This window comes from Stutzerimonas urumqiensis (genome assembly GCF_003640395.1).
Lineage (GTDB): Bacteria > Pseudomonadota > Gammaproteobacteria > Pseudomonadales > Pseudomonadaceae > Stutzerimonas > Stutzerimonas urumqiensis.
Genome location: NZ_RBZQ01000007.1, coordinates 12,550 through 32,699, shown reverse-complemented (window position 1 = coordinate 32,699; position 20,150 = coordinate 12,550). Strand labels below are relative to the sequence as shown.

Here is a 20,150-nt window from a genome sequence, read left to right as displayed (position 1 = left end):
GCTGCGGCAAGGCGTCGCCGCGATGGAGCGGACGACGCCCGCGCCGGTCATACCTGACATAGCCTTCGATGGAGTGTGCGATGGATCCGGAAGTTTTCGAGAAGTGGATGATGATCATCCTGGTGGGCGGGCTGATCGCCTTCATGGCCTTCATCATCTGGGACCTGGCGAAGAAGTCCAAAGCCGGCAAGCTCGGTACGGCCATTCTCTTCCTGGGTCTTGGCCTGTGCCTGTTCGCCTTCATCGCCAAGCCGGTGATCGGTTACATCGTCGAGATGACGCGCGGCATTCCCCATTGAGCCATTCCGGTGAACGACGGCGCGGCCTTGTTCATCGGCGAATCAATCCTGGACGTCCGTCCGGGCAGCAAGGTGGAAAAGCGCTTTGCGCGTTTTCCACCCTACGTTGGCTGATGTTTGAGTGATTGCTGCATCACAGACGTAGGGCTGATTCAGGAGCGAAGCGAACAATCCGCCAACGACGCTGCCGATGCGAAACCGGTGCATTGCTTCGCGAATGCACCCTACGGCTGGCAGGCGTTCGGACTCCACCCTCGCGCCAACGGCTCAGCACAGCCCACCTGTAGGAGCCAGCTTGCTGGCGATCAGATCACCCGGCGGCGCCGAACCGTAGGGCGGATTCACGAGCGCAGCGAACAATCCGCCAGGCCCGGCACCGCGCAACGCCTGATGTTCGAGTGATTGCTGCGTCAACCTGCAACAGACGTAGGGCGGATTCCGGAGCGAAGCGAACAATCCGCCGGGGCCGCCGCCGATGCGAAACCGGTGCATTGCTTCGCGAATGCACCCTACGCGTGGTTGCCCCCGCTCGAGACCACAACGCTGCGCTTTCTCTTTTTCAGCTTTGCTTCTTGCTCTTCACACCCAAACCATCAGGCCACACCACTCGCCCCTTCAGCAGGCCGAGCGCAGGTGCCGTGGAAGGGGTTGAGCGGCATGGATGCCGCGAGAGCCGCGAGGGCCATGGATGGCCCTTCGTGGCGTGCCCATGGAGCGGCACCGGAGCGAGGGAACCCCGGCAAAGCCGGGGCCGGATGCAGGGGTCGCCTTCTCTTTGGTTACTTTCTCTTGGCGAGACAAGAGAAAGTGACGCGCCGTGCAGGGCGCAATCGGTAGTTCGGGCCGAGGAAAGCGCGGCGTCAAAAACTCCAGGCCGTAAAGCCAAAAGACAAAAGCTTCGCCAGCAAGCTGGCTCCTACGGACTCCCCTGATCTTGTGACGGGGCGGTACGGCCTACCGGCGGGCGTCTAGAAGCCGGGCCGAGGAAAGCGCGGCGTCTGAAACTCCTGATCGCAAAGCCAAAAGACAAAAGCTTCGCCAGCAAGCTGGCTCCTACGGACTCCCCTGATCTTGGACGGGGCGGTACGGCCAACCGGCGGACGTCTAGAAGCCAGGCCGAGGAAAACGCGGCGTCTGGAACTCCAGACCGCAAAACCAGAAGACAAAAGCTTCGCCAGCAAGCTGGCTCCTACGGACTCCCCCTGATCTTGTGACGGGGCGGTACGGCCAACCGGCGCCACTCACCTTCGCGCCTCGACCTCGCGCCATTCGCCGGGCGCCAGGTCATCGAGCGTCCAGTCGCCGATCCGCACCCGCACCAGCCGCAGCGTCGGCAGGCCGACCGCGGCGGTCATGCGTCGCACCTGACGGTTGCGCCCCTCGCGGATCACCAGCTCCAACCAGTGGGTCGGCACCGACTTGCGAAAACGCACCGGCGGGTTGCGCGGCCATAGGGCCGGCTCGTCCAGCCGGCGCGCCTCGGCCGGCCGCGTCGGCCCGTCGTTGAGCTGGACCCCGTCGCGCAGGCGTTGCAGCTGCTCGTCGCTCGGCTCGCCCTCGATCTGCACCCAGTAAGTCTTGGGCAGCTTGTGCCTGGGATCGGCGATGCGCGCCTGCAACTGGCCGTCGTTGGTCAGCAGCAACAGGCCCTCACTGTCGCGATCCAGCCGCCCGGCGGGGTAGACGCCGGGCACCTCGATGAAATCCTTGAGCGTCGCCCGGCCTTGCGCGTCGCTGAACTGCGTCAGCACATCGAAGGGTTTGTTGAACACCAGCAGCCGCGGCGTCGCGGGTGGCGGCTTGAGCGGGCGTGACGCGCCCCGGACGGGTGGGCGACGCTTGGCAGGGGGGCGGGGCGTACGAGGCATGGACGGCTGACCGGCTGAAGGCCGGTCATGCTAGGCAGCCCCGGCGCGCCTCGCAAGCCGCGCCGGCGCGATGCACGAGGGCGATCGCCTCACTCTTCGACCCGCTTGCGAACGATCTTGCCGTCTTCGACCACCGCCATCGTCGTCGGGGTGATGAAGCCGCCGTCCTCGGTGATGCCCTGGATGGCGTAGAGGTTGTACTTCGGCTCCAGCGCGGCGATGGCCTCGCCCATCTTCGCCCGCACCGCCTTGGGCTCGGTGCTGCCGGCCAGCTGCATCGCCTTGGCCAGCACGTGGAAGGCCAGGTAGTTGTAGGCCGCCTCGGAGCCCGGCACCTTGCCGTGCGCCTGCTTGTAGCGATCGACGAAGGCCTGCGCGACCTCGCTGTCGTACTCGGACAGCGGCACCACGCCGACCGCGCCTTCGAGCATGTCCAGCCCGCCGGTGACCTCGGCGATCTCGTCGAGCTTGGCCTGATCCATGACGATGAAGCCGCCGCCGAAGCCGAGCTGACGCGCCTGCTGGATGACCAGCCCGGTCGGCTCGGACGCCCCGCCGACGAACATCACGTCCGGCCCTTCGGCGATGACACGGCTGACGCCGGTGTAGAAGTCGGTCGACTTGTTGTAGTCCATCGGGTTGCTGGCGACGATCTCGCCGCCCTTCTCCTTCCACGCCTCGGTGATCATGTCGGTCCAGATCTTGGCGTATTCATGGGTCGCGCCGGCCACGCCCAGCCGCTTGCCGTAGTGCTCGAGCGCGTAGTCGGAGAAGGAATCGACGTAGTTGCTGAACTCCGGCGGAATGCGCACCGTGAGCGGGTTCTTCTGCGCGGTGACCGATGGCACGCTGGTGTAGGCCATGATCAGGAAGTCGTCGTCGACGTTGAAATCCTGCAGCGCGAACACGCCGCCGGTATGCGGGACGAACACCGCCTCGACGCCCGATTCCTTCACCAGCCGCTTGGCGTTGGTCGCCGCCTGGCTGGGCGAGTACTTGTCGTCCAGGCTGATCAGCTCGACCTGATAGGTGTCCTCGCCGATCTTCAAGCCGCCGGCCTCGTTGACGTCCTCGACCGCCATGCGCAGCCCCGAGAGGGTGTTCTCGCCATACAGGGCGGCGCCGCCGCTCAGCGGGCCGGTGAAGCCGATGTGCAGCGTCTTGTCTGCCGCCAGCGCCGGGCCTCCGATGCCCAGCGCCAGTGCGGTGGCCACGGCCAGTGCCTTGAGGTTCTTCATGTGGGTCTCCTGTGCTGATTCGCGGGTCGCCGTCAGGCGCCGATATAAGCCTTGCGCACCGCCTCGTTGCCGAGCATCGCCTGCTGATCGCCTTCCATCACCAGGCTGCCGCCCTCGATGACGTATGCGCGGTGGGCGATCTTCAGCGCCGCGAAGGCGTTCTGTTCGGCCAGCAGCACGCTGGTGCCGCTGCGATTGATGCGGGTGATGACCTCGAACATCTGGTTGACCACCAGCGGCGCCAGCCCGAGCGAGGGTTCGTCGAGCATCAGCAGGCGCGGCCGGCTCATCAGCGCGCGGCCGATCGCGACCATCTGCTGCTGGCCGCCGCTGAGCGAGCCGGCCGGTTCGTCCTTCTTCTGTTCGAGGATCGGGAACAGCGCGTACACCTCGCGCAGGTTGCGCCGGTTGCCCTCGCGGTCGCGCCGGTGCAGGTAGGCACCGAGCGAGAGGTTTTCCTGCACGGACATCTGCGGGAACAGCTTGCGCCCCTCGGCGCACTGCACCACGCCGGCACCGACCAGCCGGGAGGGCTTGAGCCCGTCGATCCGCTGGCCTTCGAGCGTAACGCGGCCGGCGGTCGGCTTGAGCAACCCGCTGATGGTGTTGAACAGCGTGGTCTTGCCCGCGCCATTGGCGCCCAGCAGCACCACCAGCTCGCCGGCACCGACCTGCATCGAGACGCCCTTGAGCGCCTTGAAACTGCCGTAGCACACCTCGACCGCCTCAAGCTGCAGCATCGTGATCGCTCCCCAGGTAGGCCTCGATGACGGCCGGGTTCGCCTTGATTTCGGCCGGCGTGCCTTCGGCGATCTTCTCGCCGTAGTTGAGCACCATGATCTTGTCGGCCAGGCCCATGATCATGTCCATCTTGTGTTCGATCAGGCACACGGTCAGCCCGTGCTCGGCCATCTTGCGGATCAGCCGGGCGAGGCCTTCGGTCTCCTCCGGGTTGACGCCGGCGGCCGGTTCGTCGAGCAGCACCAGCTTCGGCTCGGTGGCCAGCGCCAGGGCGAAGGCGACGCGCTTGCGCTCCTCCTGCGAGATGTCGAGCACCACCCGGTTCTCCAGGTGCGCCAGCCCGACGAAGTCCAGCGCCTCGCGGGCCTTTTCCCGGCACTCGCGTTCTTCGCGCTGCAAGCGGCTGGAGTTGATCAGCACGTCCCACAGCCCGGAGCGCGTGCGCAACCGGTGACCGACGATGAGGTTGTCGAGCACGGTCGCCTGCTCGAACAGGTGCGTGGTCTGGAAGGTACGGCCGACGCCCAGCCGCGCCACGCGGTCGCAGCGCAGGCGCGACACGTCATGGCCGTCGATCAGGATGCGTCCGGAGGTCGGCTTGCGCAGGCCCGAGATCAGGTTGAAGAAGGTGCTCTTGCCGGCGCCGTTCGGCCCGATGATGGCGTTGATCTTTCGCGCCTCGAACTCGACGCTGACGTCGTGCACCGCCGCCAGTCCGCCGAACATCTTGGTCAGTTTCTCGACCTTAAGCATGGGGCTTCACCTCCGTGCCGGACATCCCATCGACGCCCGGCCGCGCATCGGCGCGCGCCGCTTCGGCGTCCTTGCGCAGCTTCCAGCCGAGGAAGGTGCCGACCACCCCGCGCGGCATGAAGATCACCAGCACCACGATCAGCGGGCCGAAGATCACCATGCGGTAATCCTCGAGGAACTGCAGCGATTGGGTGATCCACACCACGCCGACGGTGCCGGCGAGCGGCCCGAACAGCGTGCCGAACCCGCCGATCAGCAGGTAGGTAATCATGTCGAAGGTGTGGTTGGGGTTGGCCTCCTCCGGGCCGATGAAGCGGATCATCGAGGCGTAGAGCGCGCCCGCGACGCCGGCGTAGGTAGTCGACAGCACGAAGGCCAGCACCTTGTTGCGCATCAGGTCGATGCCCAGCGACTGGGCCAGCGCGTCGCCATTGCGGATCGCCATGAAGGTGCGGCCGAGCAGCGAGGACGCCAGTCGGCCGGCAAACCAGATCGCCAGCACCAGAAAGCCCAGCGCCAGGTAGTAGAACGGGCGCGTCTGGCTGAAGTCGACGAGCCCGAAGCCATCCGGCGCGGCGATGCCGCGGATGCCGATGGCGCCGTGCGTCAGCGCCTCCCACTTGTCGATCAGCAGGTAGATGATGAAGCCCACGCAGAGGGTGAAGATCGCGAAGTAGTGCTCCTTCAGCCGCAGCGAGACGACCCCCACCGCCGCCCCGAGCGCCGCCGAGACCAGCCCGGCGGCGAGAAACGCCGGCCAGAAGTTCCAGCCGTGATCGCTCGTCAGGATCGCCAGGGCGTAGGCGCCGACGGCGAAGAACCCGCCGTGCGCCAAGTTCAGCTGGCCGCAGTAGCCGGTGATGATGTTCAGCCCGTACACCGCGATCGCCCAGATGAAGGCGGTGGCCATGACATAGACCTGATACTCGCTGCTGGCCACGAAGGGAAAGCCCAGCGCCAGGGCGAGCAGCACCCAGCGGGCGGCGGGATGGGTGAACAGCGAAGCGAAGCGGCGCATCAGTGAGCCCCCTTGGCGAACAGCCCGGTCGGCCGGAACGAGAGGATCACCACCAGCAGGCTGAAGGCGATGATGTCCTTGTAGTCCGACGACAGGTAGAAGCCGCCGAAGCTCTCGGCGAACCCGAGGATCATCGCCCCGACGATCGCACCGGGAATGCTGCCCATGCCGCCGAGCACGATGATGACGAAGGCCTTCATGATCACCAGGTGCCCCATCGCCGGGTACACCAGGTTGATCGGCGCATAGAGGGTCGCGGCGAACGCGGCGAGCATGCCGGAGATGGCGAACGTCAGCATCGCCACCCGGTTGGCGTCGATGCCGACGAGAAAGGCGCCCTCGCGGCTCTGGGCCATGGCGATGATGGTCGAGCCGAGCATCGTCTTGCGCAGGAACAGGTGCAGCGCCAGCATCAGCGTGAAGGCGCCGACGATGATCAACAGGCGCTGCTCGGGGATGATCAGCCCGTCGAAGCGCAGGATGCCGCCGAACGGCGAGGCCATGCGGCGGAAGTCCGAGCCCCAGAACATCTGCACCACCGCCTCGAGGAACAGCAGGATGCCGATCGCGGCGATCTTGTCGTGGATTGGCGGTGCGTTGCGCAACGGGTGGAACACCAGCCGCTCGCACAGCATTGCCAGCACGGCGACCACGCCGCCCGACAGCAGCATCGCGATCCAGTAGTGCAGGCCCAGGTCAGTCATGAAGAAGTACGAGGCGAAGGCCCCGACCATGTACAGCGCACCGTGGGCGAAGTTGGGGATGTGCAGGATGCCGTAGACCAGCGTGAGCCCGAGGGCGACCAGCCCGTAGATGCTGCCGAGCGTCAGGCCGTTGAGCACCTGCTGGAAAAGTAGATTCAAGGCGACGTTACTCCGGCGATCTTGTTGTTGTTCTGCCGCGCCTGGCGCATGCACCGGGCCCGGGAGTCGCTGTCGTGCCGCAGGATTCGGCGCCGGCCAGGCCCGCGCGTACGGCTCGTCGAATTGACCTTGGCACCGGCTTGGCGAACCGTCAAACGAGCCACGTCGAACCAATGCCCGGCCATAGAAACCAATGATGGTGGCGCGAAGCCGGCAGCCGTGCAGCCGTCGTTGCACACGCCGCTGCTGATCCATCGGCTTGCGCGCAGTAAGCTCCCGAGGTCGGCCGTCGCATGGCGGCCCCACGCACAGACATGAGGTCCTGCATGAACAACGTCATCTTCATCACCGGCGCCACGTCGGGTTTCGGCCGTGCCACGGCACGTCGCTTCGCCGAGGCCGGCTGGTCGCTGGTACTCACGGGGCGCCGCCGGGAGCGTCTCGAAGCGCTGCGCGACGAGCTGGCGACGAAGGTCGCGGTCCATATCGCACCGCTGGACGTGCGCGATGCCGTGGCGGTCAAGCGCGTGGTCGACGAGCTGCCCGAAGCCTTCGCCCGAATCCGTACGCTGGTCAACAACGCCGGCCTCGCGCTCGCGCCGGAGCCGGCGCAGAAGGTCGCCCTGGCCGACTGGCACACCATGATCGACACCAACATCACCGGCCTGGTCAACGTCACCCACGCGCTGCTGCCCAAGCTGCTGGAAACCGGCGCGGGCGCGACGATCGTCAACATCGGTTCGGTTGCCGGCGCCTGGCCCTATCCGGGCGGCCACGTGTACGGGGCGAGCAAGGCCTTCGTGAAGCAGTTCGGCTACAACCTGCGCTGTGACCTGCTGGGCACCGGCGTGCGGGTGACCGACATCGCCCCCGGCATGGCCGAGACCGAGTTCACCCTGGTGCGCACCAAGGGTAACCAGGAGGCCTCCGACAAGCTCTACCGCGGCACCACGCCGCTGAGCGCCGAGGACATTGCCGAGCAGATCTACTACGTCGCCACGCTGCCCGACCACATCAACATCAACCGCCTCGAAGTGATGCCGACCCGCCAGGCGTGGTCGCCCTTCAACATCGATCGCGACAGCTGAGGGCCGCGCCGGCTCCCGCTGCTTGGCATGCGCGGGGCGGCGCGCTCGACCGGCCCGCTTCGCGGCGGTCCATGCGCGGCCGCCTCGCCCAGCTTCACCTCACAGCAAGGGTTTTCCATGCAGATACGCGATGCCCAGGACGCCGATCTCGCCGGAATCCTGGAGATCTACAACGATGCGGTGCTCAATGGCACGGCGATCTGGAACGACCACCCCGTCGACCTCGACAACCGCCGTGCCTGGCTCGCCGAGCGACGCGAGCAGGGCTATCCGGTGCTGGTCGCGCTCGGCGACAACGAACACGTCTGCGGCTACGCGAGCTTCGGCCCGTGGCGCCCGCATGACGGGTTCCGGCACACGGTCGAGCACTCGGTCTATGTGCGTGACGGCCAGCGCGGCAGCGGCCTGGGTCGCCAACTGATGCAGGCGCTGATCGACCGCGCTCGCCAGCTCGGCAAGCACGTAATGGTCGGCGCCATCGAGAGCGAAAACCGCGCCTCGGTGCACATGCACCAGCAGCTGGGCTTCATCCACGTCGGGCAGATGCGCCAGGTCGGCTGCAAGTTCGGCCGCTGGCTCGACCTCACCTTCATGCAGCTGGTACTGACACCGGGGCGCAAGACGCCCTGATCGCCGGCTGGCCAGGGTCGCGCCCTCGCATGTTAAAGTCGCCGGCCCGCTTACCGATTCGGAGCTCGGTTAAGGATGGAACGTTCGGTCGGCCAGGATCTGGCCGCGGTTGCGCGCATCAGCGCCGTGCCCGCCATCTTGCAGGTCATCAGCGAAACCACAAGCATGCGCTTCGCCGCCGTCGCGCGTGTCACCGAAGATTCATGGACCGCCTGCGCGGTGTACGACCGGCTCGACTTTGGCCTCCAGGCCGGCAGCGAGCTCGACATCGCCACCACGCTGTGCAAGGAAGTCCATCTGGCGCACCGGCCGATCATCATCGGCAACGTGAGCGAGGACCCGGACTACTGCGGTCACCACACGCCGCGGATGTATGGCTTCCAGAGCTATATATCGGTGCCTGTCTATCGCACCGACAATACCTTCTTCGGCACCCTCTGCGCGCTCGACCCGCTGCCTCGCAACCTCGACACGCCCACCACCCTGCCCATGATGGAGTCCTTCGCGCGGCTGCTCGCCTTGCAGCTCGAACGCGAGGAGGCCTTCAGCGAAACCGAGGCGGCGCTGACCGACGCCCGCGCCACGGCCGATCTGCGCGAGCAGTTCATCGCCCTGCTCGGGCACGACCTGCGCAATCCGCTCTCGGCGATCACCTCCGGTTCGGAGCTGCTGTTGCGGCGCAGCGAAAACCCGACGATCAACCACATCGCCAGCCAGATTCTGTCGGCCGCCCTGCGTGCATCGCGGCTGGTGGACGACGTGCTCGATTTCGCGCGCGGTCGCCTCGGCAACGGCGTGCCGCTCGCCGTCAGCCAATGCGACGACCTGCACCTGACCCTGCGCCAGGTGGTGGCGGAAATCCAGGCGGCGTACCCGGACCGCTCGATCACCGCTTATATCGGCGCGCTCGGTTCACTGCGCTGCGACCGCGACCGACTGGCGCAGCTCCTGTCGAACCTGCTGGCCAACGCCGTTGCACACGGCGCCAGGACGGGTCGCATCGAGGTCGTCGCGCTTCGTGAAGGCGACCTGCTGACGGTGGCGGTGAGCAACGAGGGAACGCCGATTCCGCCGGAGCGGCTGCAGGGCCTGTTCCAGCCCTTCTGGCGATCGAGCGACGAGGCGCCCAAGAGCGGGCTGGGGCTCGGGCTCTACATCGCCGCCGAGATCGCCCGCTCGCATGGCGGCGCGATGCAGGTCGAGTCGACCGAAGCGGCCGGCACCACGTTCACCTTCGTCATGCCGCTGGCGCCGGATCAGCGCAGCTGACTGTCCTTGCTGCCGCGACGGTTGTAGCCGCTGGAGACGGCCTCGTCGCGGTCACGCTCGCGCTGGCAGGCGACGCACAGCCGCACGCCTCTGACCGCGGCTCGCCGGGCCTCCGGGATCGGCTCGCCGCAGTCTTCGCAGTGCGTCAGACCCTCGCCGTCGCGCAATCGGCTGCGCGCACGCCGGATGCCGTCTTCCACGGTGCTGTCGATCTGCTCCTGCACCGCGCCCTCGCCCGCCCAGCCGTTGGCCATGTCGCACCTCGTTTCACCCGTGCCTGTTCATGAGACCTGCCGCCGGGGCGAGGTTCACACGGCCCGGACGCCGCTAGTCCTGGACGACCGTCGCCTTCCGGCCCGCCGTGCGAAACCGCAGCGCCGCGTTCGCCACCGCCAGCAGGAAGAACGCCGCGCCGAAGCCGTACAGCAGGCCCAGCCCGCCGCCGTCGAACAGCCAGGAGCCGAGCACCGGCCCGGTGGCCATGCCCATGAAGCGGAAGAAGTTGTAGGCACCGACCGCGGTGGCCCGGTTGTCGGTGTAGAGATCCATCAGCAGGCTGGTCTGCACCGGCAGGGACAGGCCGAGGAACAGCCCGAACACCGTCACCGCCACCACCAGCGCGGCAAGCGACCACTCGGCCACCAGCAGGAACAGCAGCAGGCTCAGCGCGTTGAGCGTGGCGGTCGCCAGCAGCATCGGCCGCGCACGCCAATGCGCCAGAATCCGTCCGCCGCTGAAGGTGCCCAGCACCACCGCGAGCGACAGCGGCAGGAACACCAGCCCCTTCTCGCTGGCGCTCAGGCCGTAGACGTCATCCAGCACGCGCGGCATGAACACCAGGTAGTTATAGAAGGCGTAGTACTGCACGAAACTCAGCAGGATGATCGCCAGGCCCTGCCGGTCGGCGAGGATGTCGAGGTACTGGCGCGGATGGAACGCGCGCGCCTGCACCTGCGCCGGGCGCGTCTCGCGCAGCCGCCAGGCGACCAGCGCGAGCACGGCCAGGCCGACGACGACCAGCAGCAGGAAGACATGGTGATAGTCGAAGTGCTCGCCGACGAAGCCACCCGCCACCGGCCCGAGCACCGGGCCGAGCGCCACCATCATCTGGAAACTGCCCATCGCCCGGCCACGGGCAGGCCCTTCGAAACAGTCGCCGATGACGGTGACCGCCACCACCGCACCCGCCGCGATGCCCACGGCCTGCAACGCCCGGAACACCAGCAGCGCCTCGATGCTATCCGAGAGAAAACAGCCCAGCGACGCCGCCACGTAGATCGCCAACCCCAGCAGCAGGATGGGTCGGCGGCCGCGGCTGTCGACCAGCGGGCCGTAGACGATCTGCATCCAGGCCAGCACCAGCGTGAAGATCGAGATGCTGAGGTTGATCAAAAACGGCGTGGTCGACAGCGCGCTGCCCAGCTCCGGCAGGATCGGCGCGTAGACCGTCTGGGTGAAGGGGCCGAGGAAGGCGGCGACGCCGACCAGCAGGGTGATGCCGCGCTGCGCGGCCGGCAGCGAGGCCGTCACTCCATGACCCGCATGTATTTTTCGGCCCAGACCATGTACTCCTCGGCGGTCGAGTATTTCACCGACAGCTCCGAGGCGCTGAGGTCGTAGGCGTCGATCTGGCGCTGCTCGCGCAGGCAGTCGTAGGTCGCCTTGATCGCGGCGAAGTAGGCCGCATGGCCGTTGACCACCACCCGCACGCCCATCCGCGCCAGGCGCTCCCGGTCACGCAGCTTGGGGTTGCCGTAGGTGACCAGCATCAGCGGGATGGCGAGGTGGCCGGTGACCCGCTCCAGGTGGTCGAAATCCTCGATGCCGACCAGGCAGATGCCGTCGGCGCCAGCCTTTTCATAGGCGCGGGTGCGGGCGATGACCTCGTCCGGGCCGATCACGCCGGCGTGGGTGCGGGCGAAGATCGCCATGTCCGCATCGACCCGCGCCTCGAGCGCCGCGCGGATCTTGCCGACCGCCTCGGGCGTTTCGATCAGGTCGGTGGACTTGTGGCCGAATTTGGCCGGCAGCAAGGTGTCCTCGATGGTCAGCGCGGCGATGCCGGAGCGCTCCAGTTCGGTGATGGTGCGCATCACGTTGAGCGCGTTGCCGTAGCCGTGGTCGGCATCGGCGATCACCGGCAGCCGCGCGACGCGGCCGATGCGCACGGCCTGCTCGACGAACTCGCTGAGGGTGATCAGCGCGAAGTCCGGTGCGGCGAGCACCTGCAGCGAGGCGACCGAGCCGCCGAGAATGCCGAGTTCGAAGCCGAGGTCCGCGGCGATGCGCGCCGACATCGGGTCGAACACGGAGGCGGTGGCATAGCAGTCGCCGGACGCCATCAGACGGCGGAATTCGCGGCGCAAGGTGTTGTGCGAGATGGGTTGCATGTCGGTATCCCTCGAGTGATTCGTTCGGGCCTTCTCCCTTCGGACAGGGCGAAGGCCGGGTTCGATCCGGGTCAGGCCTGGCGTTGCAGGTAGGCCATGTACAAGCCGCTGCTGGCGATGATCGCCATGCCGAGCAGCGCCGTGGCGTCCGGCACGTGACCGAAGAAGACCAGGCTGACGAGCGCGGCGAAGGCGATCTGCGCATAGGTGAACGGCGCCAGGGTGGCCGCGCTGGCAAAGCGGAACGCATGGGTCAGCAGCAGGTGCGCGACCGTCGCCAACAGGCCGAGCAGGACGATCGACAGCCCGTCGACCAGCGACGGCGCCTGCCATTGGAACGGCAGCGCCGTGCCCAGGGTGACGCTGCCGATCACGGCGGTCAGGAAGTTGCTGGTCACGGCGTGGTCGGTGCCGCCCAGTCGGCGCGTCAGTATCTGATAGACGGTGAAGCACAGCGCCGCCGCCAGCGGGAACAGGATCGCCGGCGTGAACAGCGCGCCACCGGGCCGGACGATCACCAGCACACCGGCCAGCCCCAGCCCGACGGCGACCCAGTGGCCGCGGCGAATCGGCTCGCCCAGCCAGGCCGAGGCCAGGGTGACCAGCACCGGCGTCAGGAAGATCACCGCGGTCGCCTCGGCCAGCGGGATGTAGCGCAGCCCGGTGACGAACAGCAGGCTGATCGCCACCAGACTCAGGCCCCGCGCCAGCTGCGCCAGCGGGCGGCCGGTCCGCACCAGGCCGCCGCGCATGCTCGGCCCGAACACCGCGAGCAGCAGCAGGGTCTGCATCATGTAACGGCCCCAGATCACCACCAGCAGCGGATTGCCGGCGGTCAGGTGCTTGGCCAGCCCGTCGTGACAGGCCAGCAGCAGCGTGGCGGTCAGGATGAGCAAAATGCCGAGAAGCGGTCGGTGAGCGATCAAAAAGATATCCAGGCGAATTAGTTAGCCGGCTAAGTTTACCGACGTCGGTCGGCAAATGCCCGACGTCGCGACGGGCCGGCGCCACCGGCGAGTCGCGCCCGCTATTCGAATTCGCCCGGAACCGCCCGTCAAGAAGCAGGCGCCAAAAGCTCAGAAACCGACGAACGGACGCGGCCACCGCGCTTGGCTGGCTATCCTCCCGATTGCTCATTCATCACGGCCGCGCCAAAGGCTCGGCAGGCAAGGACGCCCGCGCGCCGCCGCGACGATCGGAACCCCTCATGACCCGGCTCTTGACCCCGCTTCTTCTGCTGCCACTGCTCATCACCGGCTGCGCCCAGCCCCAACGCATGGAACGCGAGCTCGGCGACTTCGACCTGACGCTGGGCACGAGCCCCTCGCGCAGCATGGCGCAGGGCCTCATTCAGCCAGCGCGCATCGGCGCCTTTCACGGCGGATTCGACCTGACTCACGCCGACGGCTGGTACGTCGGCGGCTGGGCGCCGAGCATGGGCGTGCGCGACGAATCATTGCTGGAGCTCAATGCCTACGCCGGCGTCTTCCAGCCACTGGACGAGCGCTTCGGCTACGAACTCGGCGTGATCCAGTACAGCCTTCCCGAGATCGACGTCGAGCGACACCAGTTCTACAGCGGCCTGACCCTGAACGACCACCAGCTCGGCGCCGCCGTGACCTATGCGGCCGACCGCACCGACGGCACGCTGCTGCTCGATCTCGCCTTGGCGAACCCGTTCGGGCTGGACCTGCGCGTCAAGCTCGGCACCCACCTGCTCGAGCAGCCGGTGATGATCGGCACGCGACCGATCGACGCATTCGAGGACTGGTCGCTGAGCCTGTCGCGTCCCTGGAATGGCGCGCGGCTCGACCTCTCCTACAGCGGCACCAGCTTGCAGGGCGCGGGCTGCGCCGCCTATTCCGGGCAGAACGCCTATTGCCAGGATTTCTGGAAGCTCAGCCTGGTGCACGCCATGTTCTGAGGCGGCTCGTCGGCTCGCTTCTAGCCGTCATGAGCCTTCGGGTATGATCCGCGCCCCTGCCGGTCGGCCAGCCCGCCCGGTGTCGTTCGAGCCCGTTTCATGTTCACCGTCCGAAAGATGCACGCGCGCGACATTGCGCACGTGCTTGCCATCCAGCACGAATCCTATTCCTCCGACATCCTGGAAACCGAAGCGGTCATCCGCGCCCGCCTGAGCGAAGCCGGCGAGCATGCGCTGATCGCCGAAGATGCCGACGGCGTCTGCGGCTACCTGTTCGCCTACCAGTCGCGGGTCGGCAAGGTGACGCCGCTCGACGGCGCCTTCCAGCCGCACCCGCAGGCCGACTGCCTGTACCTCCACGACCTGGCCGTCGCCCGCCGCGCCGGCGGCCGCGGCATCGGCCCGGCGCTGGTGCAGCACAACCTCGGCCAGGCCAAGGCCCGCCGCATGCGCTATTCGGCGCTGGTCTCGGTACAGGACTCGCACGGCTTCTGGTCGCGCCTGGGCTATCGCCGGCACGACGAGCTGGAGCAGCCGCAGGCGAAGAACCTGGCGTCATACCGCATCCCGGCGGTCTACATGGTGCGCGCGCTGCACGACTGAGCGACGCGCACACCGCTGGCCCTGCGACGCTACAGATCGCCCTCCGCCAGGTCGTCGGGCCAGACGCCTGCCGGAGCGACGAAATAAATCGAAACATTCATGGAACCCGAGCGCGCCCTGCGACCCCAAACCTGAGTCACCCCGCCAGTCTGCTGGCGGCCGCTCATCCACCGGTCACAAGGGAGGAAGCGCTACGTGTCTGCGTCTCCAAACGCCCACGGCTTCGCCTATTGGGCACTCAAACTCTTCGCCGTCATCGTCGCGCTGATCGGCCTGGCACTCGCCGCGGGCGGGCTCTGGCTGATCGCGCTGGGCGGCTCCTGGTACTACCTGCTCGCCGGCGCCGGCATGCTGGTTTCCGGCGCGCTGATGTTCATGCAGCGCATCAGCGGGGTCTGGCTGTACTGGCTGGTATTCGCCGGCACCCTCGTCTGGGCGCTGTGGGAAGTCGGGCTCGAGCCCTGGTCGCTGCTGCCGCGCTTGCTGGCGCTGGCCGTGATCGCCCTGCTCAGCCTCGCCTTCGTGCCGATGCTGCGCCGCCCGGTCGGCAGGGAGGCCCGGACATGATTCGTTCGCTCGCCTTGCTCTGCCTCGCCCTTGCCTGGTTGCCAGTCACGCACGCCCAGACGCCCGCCGACCCGTCGCTGGAGCCGGCTACGACGGTGGCGCCCGCCACCACCGGTGGCGAACCCGGCCCGGCCGACTGGATGGCCTATGGGCTCGATATCGCCGCGACCCGCTACTCGCCGCTCGACCTGATCAACCGGGACAACGTCGCCAACCTGCGCCCGGTGTGGGGTTACCGTACCGGCCACCTGCCCGATCAGGAAGTGGTCGAGAAGAAGTGGGCGCCGGAAACGACGCCGCTGAAGATCGGCGACAACCTCTACCTGTGCGACGCGCTGAACGTGCTGGTGTCGCTCGATGCCAGCACCGGCCGCGAGCGCTGGCGCTACGACCCGCGGGTGTCGACCGATCACATCCCCTATTCGGCGACCTGCCGCGGCGTCAGCTACTACGAGGTGCCGGACGCACCCCAGAGCGCACCCTGCAAGCGGCGCATCATCGAAGGCACGCTGGACGCCGAGCTGGTCGCGGTCGATGCCGATACCGGCCAGCCCTGCGCGGGCTTCGGAAACGGCGGGCACGTCGACCTGATGGAGGGCATGGGCGACTCGGTACCCGGCTACGTCGCGGTGACATCGCCGCCGACCATCGTCCGTGGTGTCGCGGTGGTCGGCCATCAGGTCCTCGATGGGCAGAAGGAAGACGCGCCGTCCGGCGTGATTCGCGGCTACGACGCGGTTACCGGCGAGCTGGTCTGGGCCTGGGACATGGGCCGCCCCGGCGAAAGCGGCCTGCCGGAAGGCGACGAGGTGTACACCCGCGGCACCCCGAACGCCTGGACGACCTTCACCGGCGACGAGGCGCTGGGGCTGGTCTACGTGCCGATGGGCAACTCCGCGGTCGACTACTGGAGCGGCAACCGCCGCCCGTTCGAGAAGCCCTACTCGACCGCGCTGGTGGCCATCGACGTCACCGACGGCGAGGTGCGCTGGGTCTTCCAGACGGTGCACAACGACGTCTGGGACTATGACCTGGGTTCGCAGGGCACGCTGGTCGACTTCCCGGTCGAAGACGGCCGCACGGTGCCCGCGGTGATCCTGCCGACCAAGCAGGGCGACATCTACGTGCTCGATCGCCGCACCGGCGAGCCGCTGACGCCGGTCGAGGAGCGCCCGGTGCCGGCCAGCCCGCTGCCCGACGAAACGCTGTCGCCGACGCAACCGTTTTCCGTCGGTATGCCCTCGCTGCCGCGCGAAACCCTCACCGAGGCCGACGCCTGGGGCGTCACGCCGTTGGACCAGCTCTGGTGCCGCATCCAATTCAAGCGCGCCAATTACCAGGGCATGTACACGCCGCCGAGCGCGGACCGCCCCTTCATCCAGTACCCGAGCTACAACGGCGGCAACGACTGGGGCGGCGCGGCCGTCGATACGGCGCGCAACATTCTGGTGCTCAACTACAACCGCATCGCCATGCACGACCAGCTCATTCCGCGCGAGAAAGCCAACGAAAAGGGCATGGTGCCGCTGGGCGTGCCCGGCGGCACCACCTCGTCCGGCGGTTCGGTGCCGCAGGCGGGATCGCCCTATGCGGTGTCGATCTCGGCCTGGCGCAACGGATTCACCGGCATTCCCTGCACCCGACCACCCTTCGGCGGCATCATGGCGATCGATCTCAAGACGCGCGAAGTACTGTGGAACGAGCCGCTCGGCACGGCCCGCCGTAACGGGCCGTTCGGCATCCCGTCGCACCTGCCGCTCACCATCGGCACGCCGAACAACGGCGGTCCGGTGATTACGGCGGGCGGGCTGATATTCATCGCGGCGGCGACTGACAACCTCATCCGCGCCATCGACATCGATACCGGTGAGGTCGTATGGCAAGACGTACTGCCCGCCGGCGGCCAGGCCACGCCGATGACCTATGAGGTGAACGGGCGCCAGTTCCTGGTGATCGTCGCCGGGGGCCACCACTTCATGGAGACGCCGGCGGGCGATTACGTGGTCGCCTACAGCCTCCCGGCCAAGGGCGACCCGAAGCTGCCGGACTTTCTCAAGGACTGACGTACCACGGCCGCGCCCGGCGCAGTGTCGGCGAGCCGCTAGCGGAACGGCGGCTCGTCGAAGCTGCGCAGCTTGCGCGAGTGCAGCGAGTTGAGCTGGCTGCGCAGCAGGTCCACGGCGGTGATGCCGATCTTCAGATGCTGGCTCACCGCGCGTTCGTAGAAGGCATTCGCCGAGCCCGGCAGCTTGATCTCGCTGTGCAGCGGCTTGTCCGACACGCACAGCAAGGTGCCGTAGGGCACGCGCAGGCGATAGCCCTGGGCGGCAATGGTGCCGCTTTCCATGTCCACCGCCACCGCGCGCGACAGGTTGATCAGCGGCCGCTCCTGCGCCCAGCGCAGCTCCCAGTTACGGTCGTCGTAGGTCAGCACGGTGCCGGTGCGCAGGCGGCGCTTGAGCGCTTCGCCCTTCTCGCCCGTGACCTGCGCGGCGGCTTCCTGCAATGCCTGCTGCACCTCGGCTAGGGCCGGCAGCGGAATGTGCGGCGGCAGCGCACGATCGAGGATGCCGTCGCGACGCATGTAGGCATGCGCCAGCACGTAGTCGCCGATCGTCTGCGACTGACGCAGCCCGCCGCAGTGGCCGATCATCAGCCAGCAATGCGGGCGCAGCACGGCGAGGTGATCGGTGATGTTCTTCGCATTCGACGGCCCGACGCCGATGTTCACCAGCGTCACCCCGTGACCGTCCTCGGCGATCAGGTGATACGCCGGCATCTGATAGCGATGCCAGAGCACGCCGTTGACGATGCTCTGCGCGGTCGCCTCGTCGGTGCCGCGCTCGATGCTGACGTTGCCCGGCAGGACCAGGCGCACGAAGCGCGAATCGCTGTGCAGCTGCTCGAGCCCGTGCTGGATGAACTGGTCGACGTAGCGGTGGTAGTTGGTCAGCAAGATCCACGGCTGCACGTGGCGCCAGTCGCTGCCGGTGTAGTGCACCAGCCGGCGCAGCGAGAAATCCACCCGCGCGGCGTCGAACAGCGCCAGCGGGAAGGGATCGGCATGCTCCCAGTCGTACAGGCTGTCGGCGATGTCATCGGTCGCCGCCGAGAGGTCGGTGCTCGGGAATACCCGCGCCAGCTCCGCCGCGGTCACACCGGTGCCGGCCAGCTCGTCGCCCTGCTCGACCACGTAGGGATAGGGAATGGCCTGCTCGCTCAGGCCGACCTCGACCTGCACGGCGAAATCCTTCATCAGCGGCCGTAACTGATCGAGCAGGTAACCGCGAAACGCCGCCGGGTGCGTGATGGTCACGCTGTAAAGCCCCGGCGTCTGCACCTTGGCATAGGCCCGCGTGCTCGGCGGCGCGTCGGCATGGCTGCGGTAATTCAGCCGCAACTGCGGGTAGCGAAACAGCGCCCGCTCCTGCGCCGTCGGCTCCAGCCGCTCCTTCACATAGCGCTTGAGCGCCTGGCTCAGCGCGGAGGTGGCCTGTTTGTGCAAGGCCTCGAGCCGATCAACCGCCTCCTCGGCGGTCTGCGTTACGACAAAGACTTTCGAGTCGATCTTCACGTTCTGGCGTTTCCGTCTGGATTCCTGCGCCTATCTTGCCCGCCGCGCATGACGGGAGATAGCACCCGCGCAACCACTGCGCGATAGACGCGGAGGCCGTGAGGCGAGTTCCTTGTGGGTGGTGCGGAGTACGACAGCTCGTGCGCTACCAGTACAGGGTTATTCGGCTCATCCCCGCTTCTGCGAGGAATGCGTGGCAGGTGCCCGATTGCCAGAGCTGCCAGACCGTTCATCCCCGCGGGGTGGGGAACACCACTCGATCGTTCATAGTCGCTCCCTCAATGGCGGTCATCCCCGCAGGCGCGGGAACACGACCTGGAACATTTCGGCAGCGAGCTGGGCCGCGGTTCATCCCCGCGGGCGCGGGGAATACTGTGGGTATACAGCTGGATTACCCTCGGCGGACGGTTCATCCCCGCGGGCGCGGGGAACACGGTGACCTATGGCCATTGATGCGTATGTGGGTCGGTTCATCCCCGCGGGCGCGGGGAACACGCCGCCAAGGGTCAGCGTCCGCCGAAATCGCGCGGTTCATCCCCGCGGGCGCGGGGAACACTGGATGACAGCGCCGACCTTCCGGCTGATGTACGGTTCATCCCCGCGGGCGCGGGGAACACCTGCCATTCGGCGCCAACGTAGCCGCACTGCCCGGTTCATCCCCGCGGGTGCGGGGAACACACAAGCCTGGCTCCGAGCCGTCTCTCGCGGACCGGTTCATCCCCGCGGGTGCGGGGAACACGTGGCAGTAGTACATGTGCACAGCCTCCGATGCGGTTCATCCCCGCGAGTGCGGGGAACACACCAAAATCTGAAACAGGCATTAGCGGCACTCCGGTTCATCCCCGCGGGTGCGGGGAACACGAACGGTTAAGGCGCGCCTGCATCTCGCTGGCCGGTTCATCCCCGCGGGTGCGGGGAACACTACGAGATCGACGGCCATCGCTACAGCGTCCGCGGTTCATCCCCGCGGGTGCGGGGAACACGCCGATACGTTTGGCGTAATACTGGCCTGGTACGGTTCATCCCCGCGGGTGCGGGGAACACCTGATGGCGCTGTCTGGCCAGGCCGCGCAGTACGGTTCATCCCCGCGGGTGCGGGGAACACCCTACGGCAAGGTCAACCGCGCTGTGATCGACCGGTTCATCCCCGCGGGTGCGGGGAACACGCCATCAACCGTCGTACCCCCGTGTTTTTTAACGGTTCATCCCCGCGGGTGCGGGGAACACGGCCTCGACCTCGCCCAACGGGCGATTAGTCGCGGTTCATCCCCGCGGGTGCGGGGAACACGCTCGCTGATACCAAGCAGGCGGCGTAAGGTTCGGTT

At 67.4% G+C, this 20,150-nt stretch carries 19 protein-coding genes and 1 CRISPR repeat array (1 of these 20 running past the window's edge); of the genes, 8 read left to right on the top strand and 11 right to left on the bottom strand.

Going from position 1 to position 20,150, the window contains the following annotated elements; all coding sequences use genetic code 11:
• The first annotated feature begins 80 nt into the window (after positions 1-80).
• Positions 81-299, top strand: a complete 219-nt coding sequence (locus D7325_RS14140) for a DUF2788 domain-containing protein (protein ID WP_120996693.1) — start codon at positions 81-83, stop codon at positions 297-299.
• Between the two features lie 1,241 nt (positions 300-1,540).
• On the opposite strand, the gene D7325_RS14135 is transcribed toward D7325_RS14140, so the two are convergent.
• The 6 genes from D7325_RS14135 to D7325_RS14110 all read right to left on the bottom strand — a co-directional run bounded on the left by D7325_RS14135 (position 1,541) and on the right by D7325_RS14110 (position 6,780).
• Complete coding sequence (locus tag D7325_RS14135) at positions 1,541-2,167, bottom strand: pseudouridine synthase (protein WP_120996691.1); 627 nt, start codon at positions 2,165-2,167, stop codon at positions 1,541-1,543.
• An 89-nt stretch (positions 2,168-2,256) separates the two neighbouring features.
• Positions 2,257-3,405, bottom strand: coding sequence for an ABC transporter substrate-binding protein (locus tag D7325_RS14130; RefSeq protein WP_120996689.1), 1,149 nt, complete (start codon positions 3,403-3,405; stop codon positions 2,257-2,259).
• 32 nt (positions 3,406-3,437) lie between these two features.
• Positions 3,438-4,145 (bottom strand): ABC transporter ATP-binding protein, encoded by a 708-nt coding sequence (locus tag D7325_RS14125; RefSeq protein WP_120996687.1) that lies wholly within the window; start codon positions 4,143-4,145, stop codon positions 3,438-3,440.
• Positions 4,132-4,899, bottom strand: a complete 768-nt coding sequence (locus tag D7325_RS14120; protein ID WP_120996685.1) for an ABC transporter ATP-binding protein — start codon at positions 4,897-4,899, stop codon at positions 4,132-4,134. Before D7325_RS14120 ends, D7325_RS14125 begins: the two co-directional genes overlap by 14 nt.
• Positions 4,892-5,917 carry a branched-chain amino acid ABC transporter permease gene (locus D7325_RS14115; protein WP_120996683.1) on the bottom strand — a complete coding sequence of 342 codons (1,026 nt, stop codon included), beginning with the start codon at positions 5,915-5,917 and terminating at the stop codon, positions 4,892-4,894. The genes D7325_RS14120 and D7325_RS14115 overlap by 8 nt, the downstream gene beginning before the upstream one ends.
• Entirely contained in the window at positions 5,917-6,780 is an 864-nt protein-coding gene (locus tag D7325_RS14110) for a branched-chain amino acid ABC transporter permease (RefSeq protein WP_120996681.1), read from the bottom strand. The genes D7325_RS14115 and D7325_RS14110 overlap by 1 nt, the downstream gene beginning before the upstream one ends.
• A gap of 326 nt (positions 6,781-7,106) precedes the next feature.
• Here D7325_RS14110 and D7325_RS14105 point away from each other — a divergent pair, with 326 nt between their 5' ends.
• The 3 genes from D7325_RS14105 (at position 7,107) to D7325_RS14095 (ending at position 9,767) form a co-directional block, all read left to right on the top strand.
• On the top strand, positions 7,107-7,868 hold the full coding sequence (locus D7325_RS14105) for an SDR family NAD(P)-dependent oxidoreductase (protein ID WP_120996679.1): 762 nt from the start codon (positions 7,107-7,109) through the stop codon (positions 7,866-7,868).
• A gap of 117 nt (positions 7,869-7,985) precedes the next feature.
• Complete coding sequence (locus D7325_RS14100; protein WP_120997057.1) at positions 7,986-8,498, top strand: GNAT family N-acetyltransferase; 513 nt, start codon at positions 7,986-7,988, stop codon at positions 8,496-8,498.
• 75 nt (positions 8,499-8,573) lie between these two features.
• A complete protein-coding gene (locus tag D7325_RS14095) occupies positions 8,574-9,767 on the top strand; it encodes a GAF domain-containing sensor histidine kinase (RefSeq protein ID WP_120996677.1) in 1,194 nt (397 codons plus the stop codon).
• Here the strand turns inward: D7325_RS14095 and D7325_RS14090 are convergent.
• From D7325_RS14090 to D7325_RS14075, 4 genes are all read right to left on the bottom strand, one after another.
• Positions 9,755-10,021: a DksA/TraR family C4-type zinc finger protein gene (locus tag D7325_RS14090; protein ID WP_120996675.1), complete on the bottom strand. Its 267-nt coding sequence runs from the start codon at positions 10,019-10,021 to the stop codon at positions 9,755-9,757. The two genes, D7325_RS14095 and D7325_RS14090, sit on opposite strands and share 13 nt — an antisense overlap.
• Positions 10,022-10,094: 73 nt before the next feature.
• A complete protein-coding gene (locus tag D7325_RS14085; protein WP_245962089.1) occupies positions 10,095-11,297 on the bottom strand; it encodes an MFS transporter in 1,203 nt (400 codons plus the stop codon).
• Positions 11,294-12,157 (bottom strand): isocitrate lyase/PEP mutase family protein, encoded by an 864-nt coding sequence (locus tag D7325_RS14080; RefSeq protein ID WP_120996673.1) that lies wholly within the window; start codon positions 12,155-12,157, stop codon positions 11,294-11,296. Before D7325_RS14080 ends, D7325_RS14085 begins: the two co-directional genes overlap by 4 nt.
• A 71-nt stretch (positions 12,158-12,228) precedes the next feature.
• Entirely contained in the window at positions 12,229-13,083 is an 855-nt protein-coding gene (locus D7325_RS14075; RefSeq protein ID WP_120996671.1) for a DMT family transporter, read from the bottom strand.
• Positions 13,084-13,364: 281 nt separating this feature from the next.
• Here D7325_RS14075 and D7325_RS14070 point away from each other — a divergent pair, with 281 nt between their 5' ends.
• The 4 genes from D7325_RS14070 (at position 13,365) to D7325_RS14055 (ending at position 17,314) form a co-directional block, all read left to right on the top strand.
• Positions 13,365-14,081 (top strand): TorF family putative porin, encoded by a 717-nt coding sequence (locus D7325_RS14070; protein ID WP_120996669.1) that lies wholly within the window; start codon positions 13,365-13,367, stop codon positions 14,079-14,081.
• Positions 14,082-14,198: 117 nt separating this feature from the next.
• Entirely contained in the window at positions 14,199-14,684 is a 486-nt protein-coding gene (locus D7325_RS14065; protein WP_120997053.1) for a GNAT family N-acetyltransferase, read from the top strand.
• A 195-nt stretch (positions 14,685-14,879) separates the two neighbouring features.
• A complete protein-coding gene (locus tag D7325_RS14060) occupies positions 14,880-15,251 on the top strand; it encodes a glucose dehydrogenase (protein ID WP_120996667.1) in 372 nt (123 codons plus the stop codon).
• Positions 15,248-17,314, top strand: coding sequence for a pyrroloquinoline quinone-dependent dehydrogenase (locus tag D7325_RS14055; RefSeq protein ID WP_120996665.1), 2,067 nt, complete (start codon positions 15,248-15,250; stop codon positions 17,312-17,314). The genes D7325_RS14060 and D7325_RS14055 overlap by 4 nt, the downstream gene beginning before the upstream one ends.
• A gap of 38 nt (positions 17,315-17,352) precedes the next feature.
• Here the strand turns inward: D7325_RS14055 and amn are convergent, their stop codons facing one another.
• Positions 17,353-18,825, bottom strand: coding sequence for an AMP nucleosidase (amn, locus tag D7325_RS14050; RefSeq protein WP_120996663.1), 1,473 nt, complete (start codon positions 18,823-18,825; stop codon positions 17,353-17,355).
• A 344-nt stretch (positions 18,826-19,169) separates the two neighbouring features.
• Positions 19,170-20,150: a CRISPR direct-repeat array (repeat unit 29 nt; unit sequence CGGTTCATCCCCGCGGGTGCGGGGAACAC) (it continues 2,038 nt past the right edge of the window).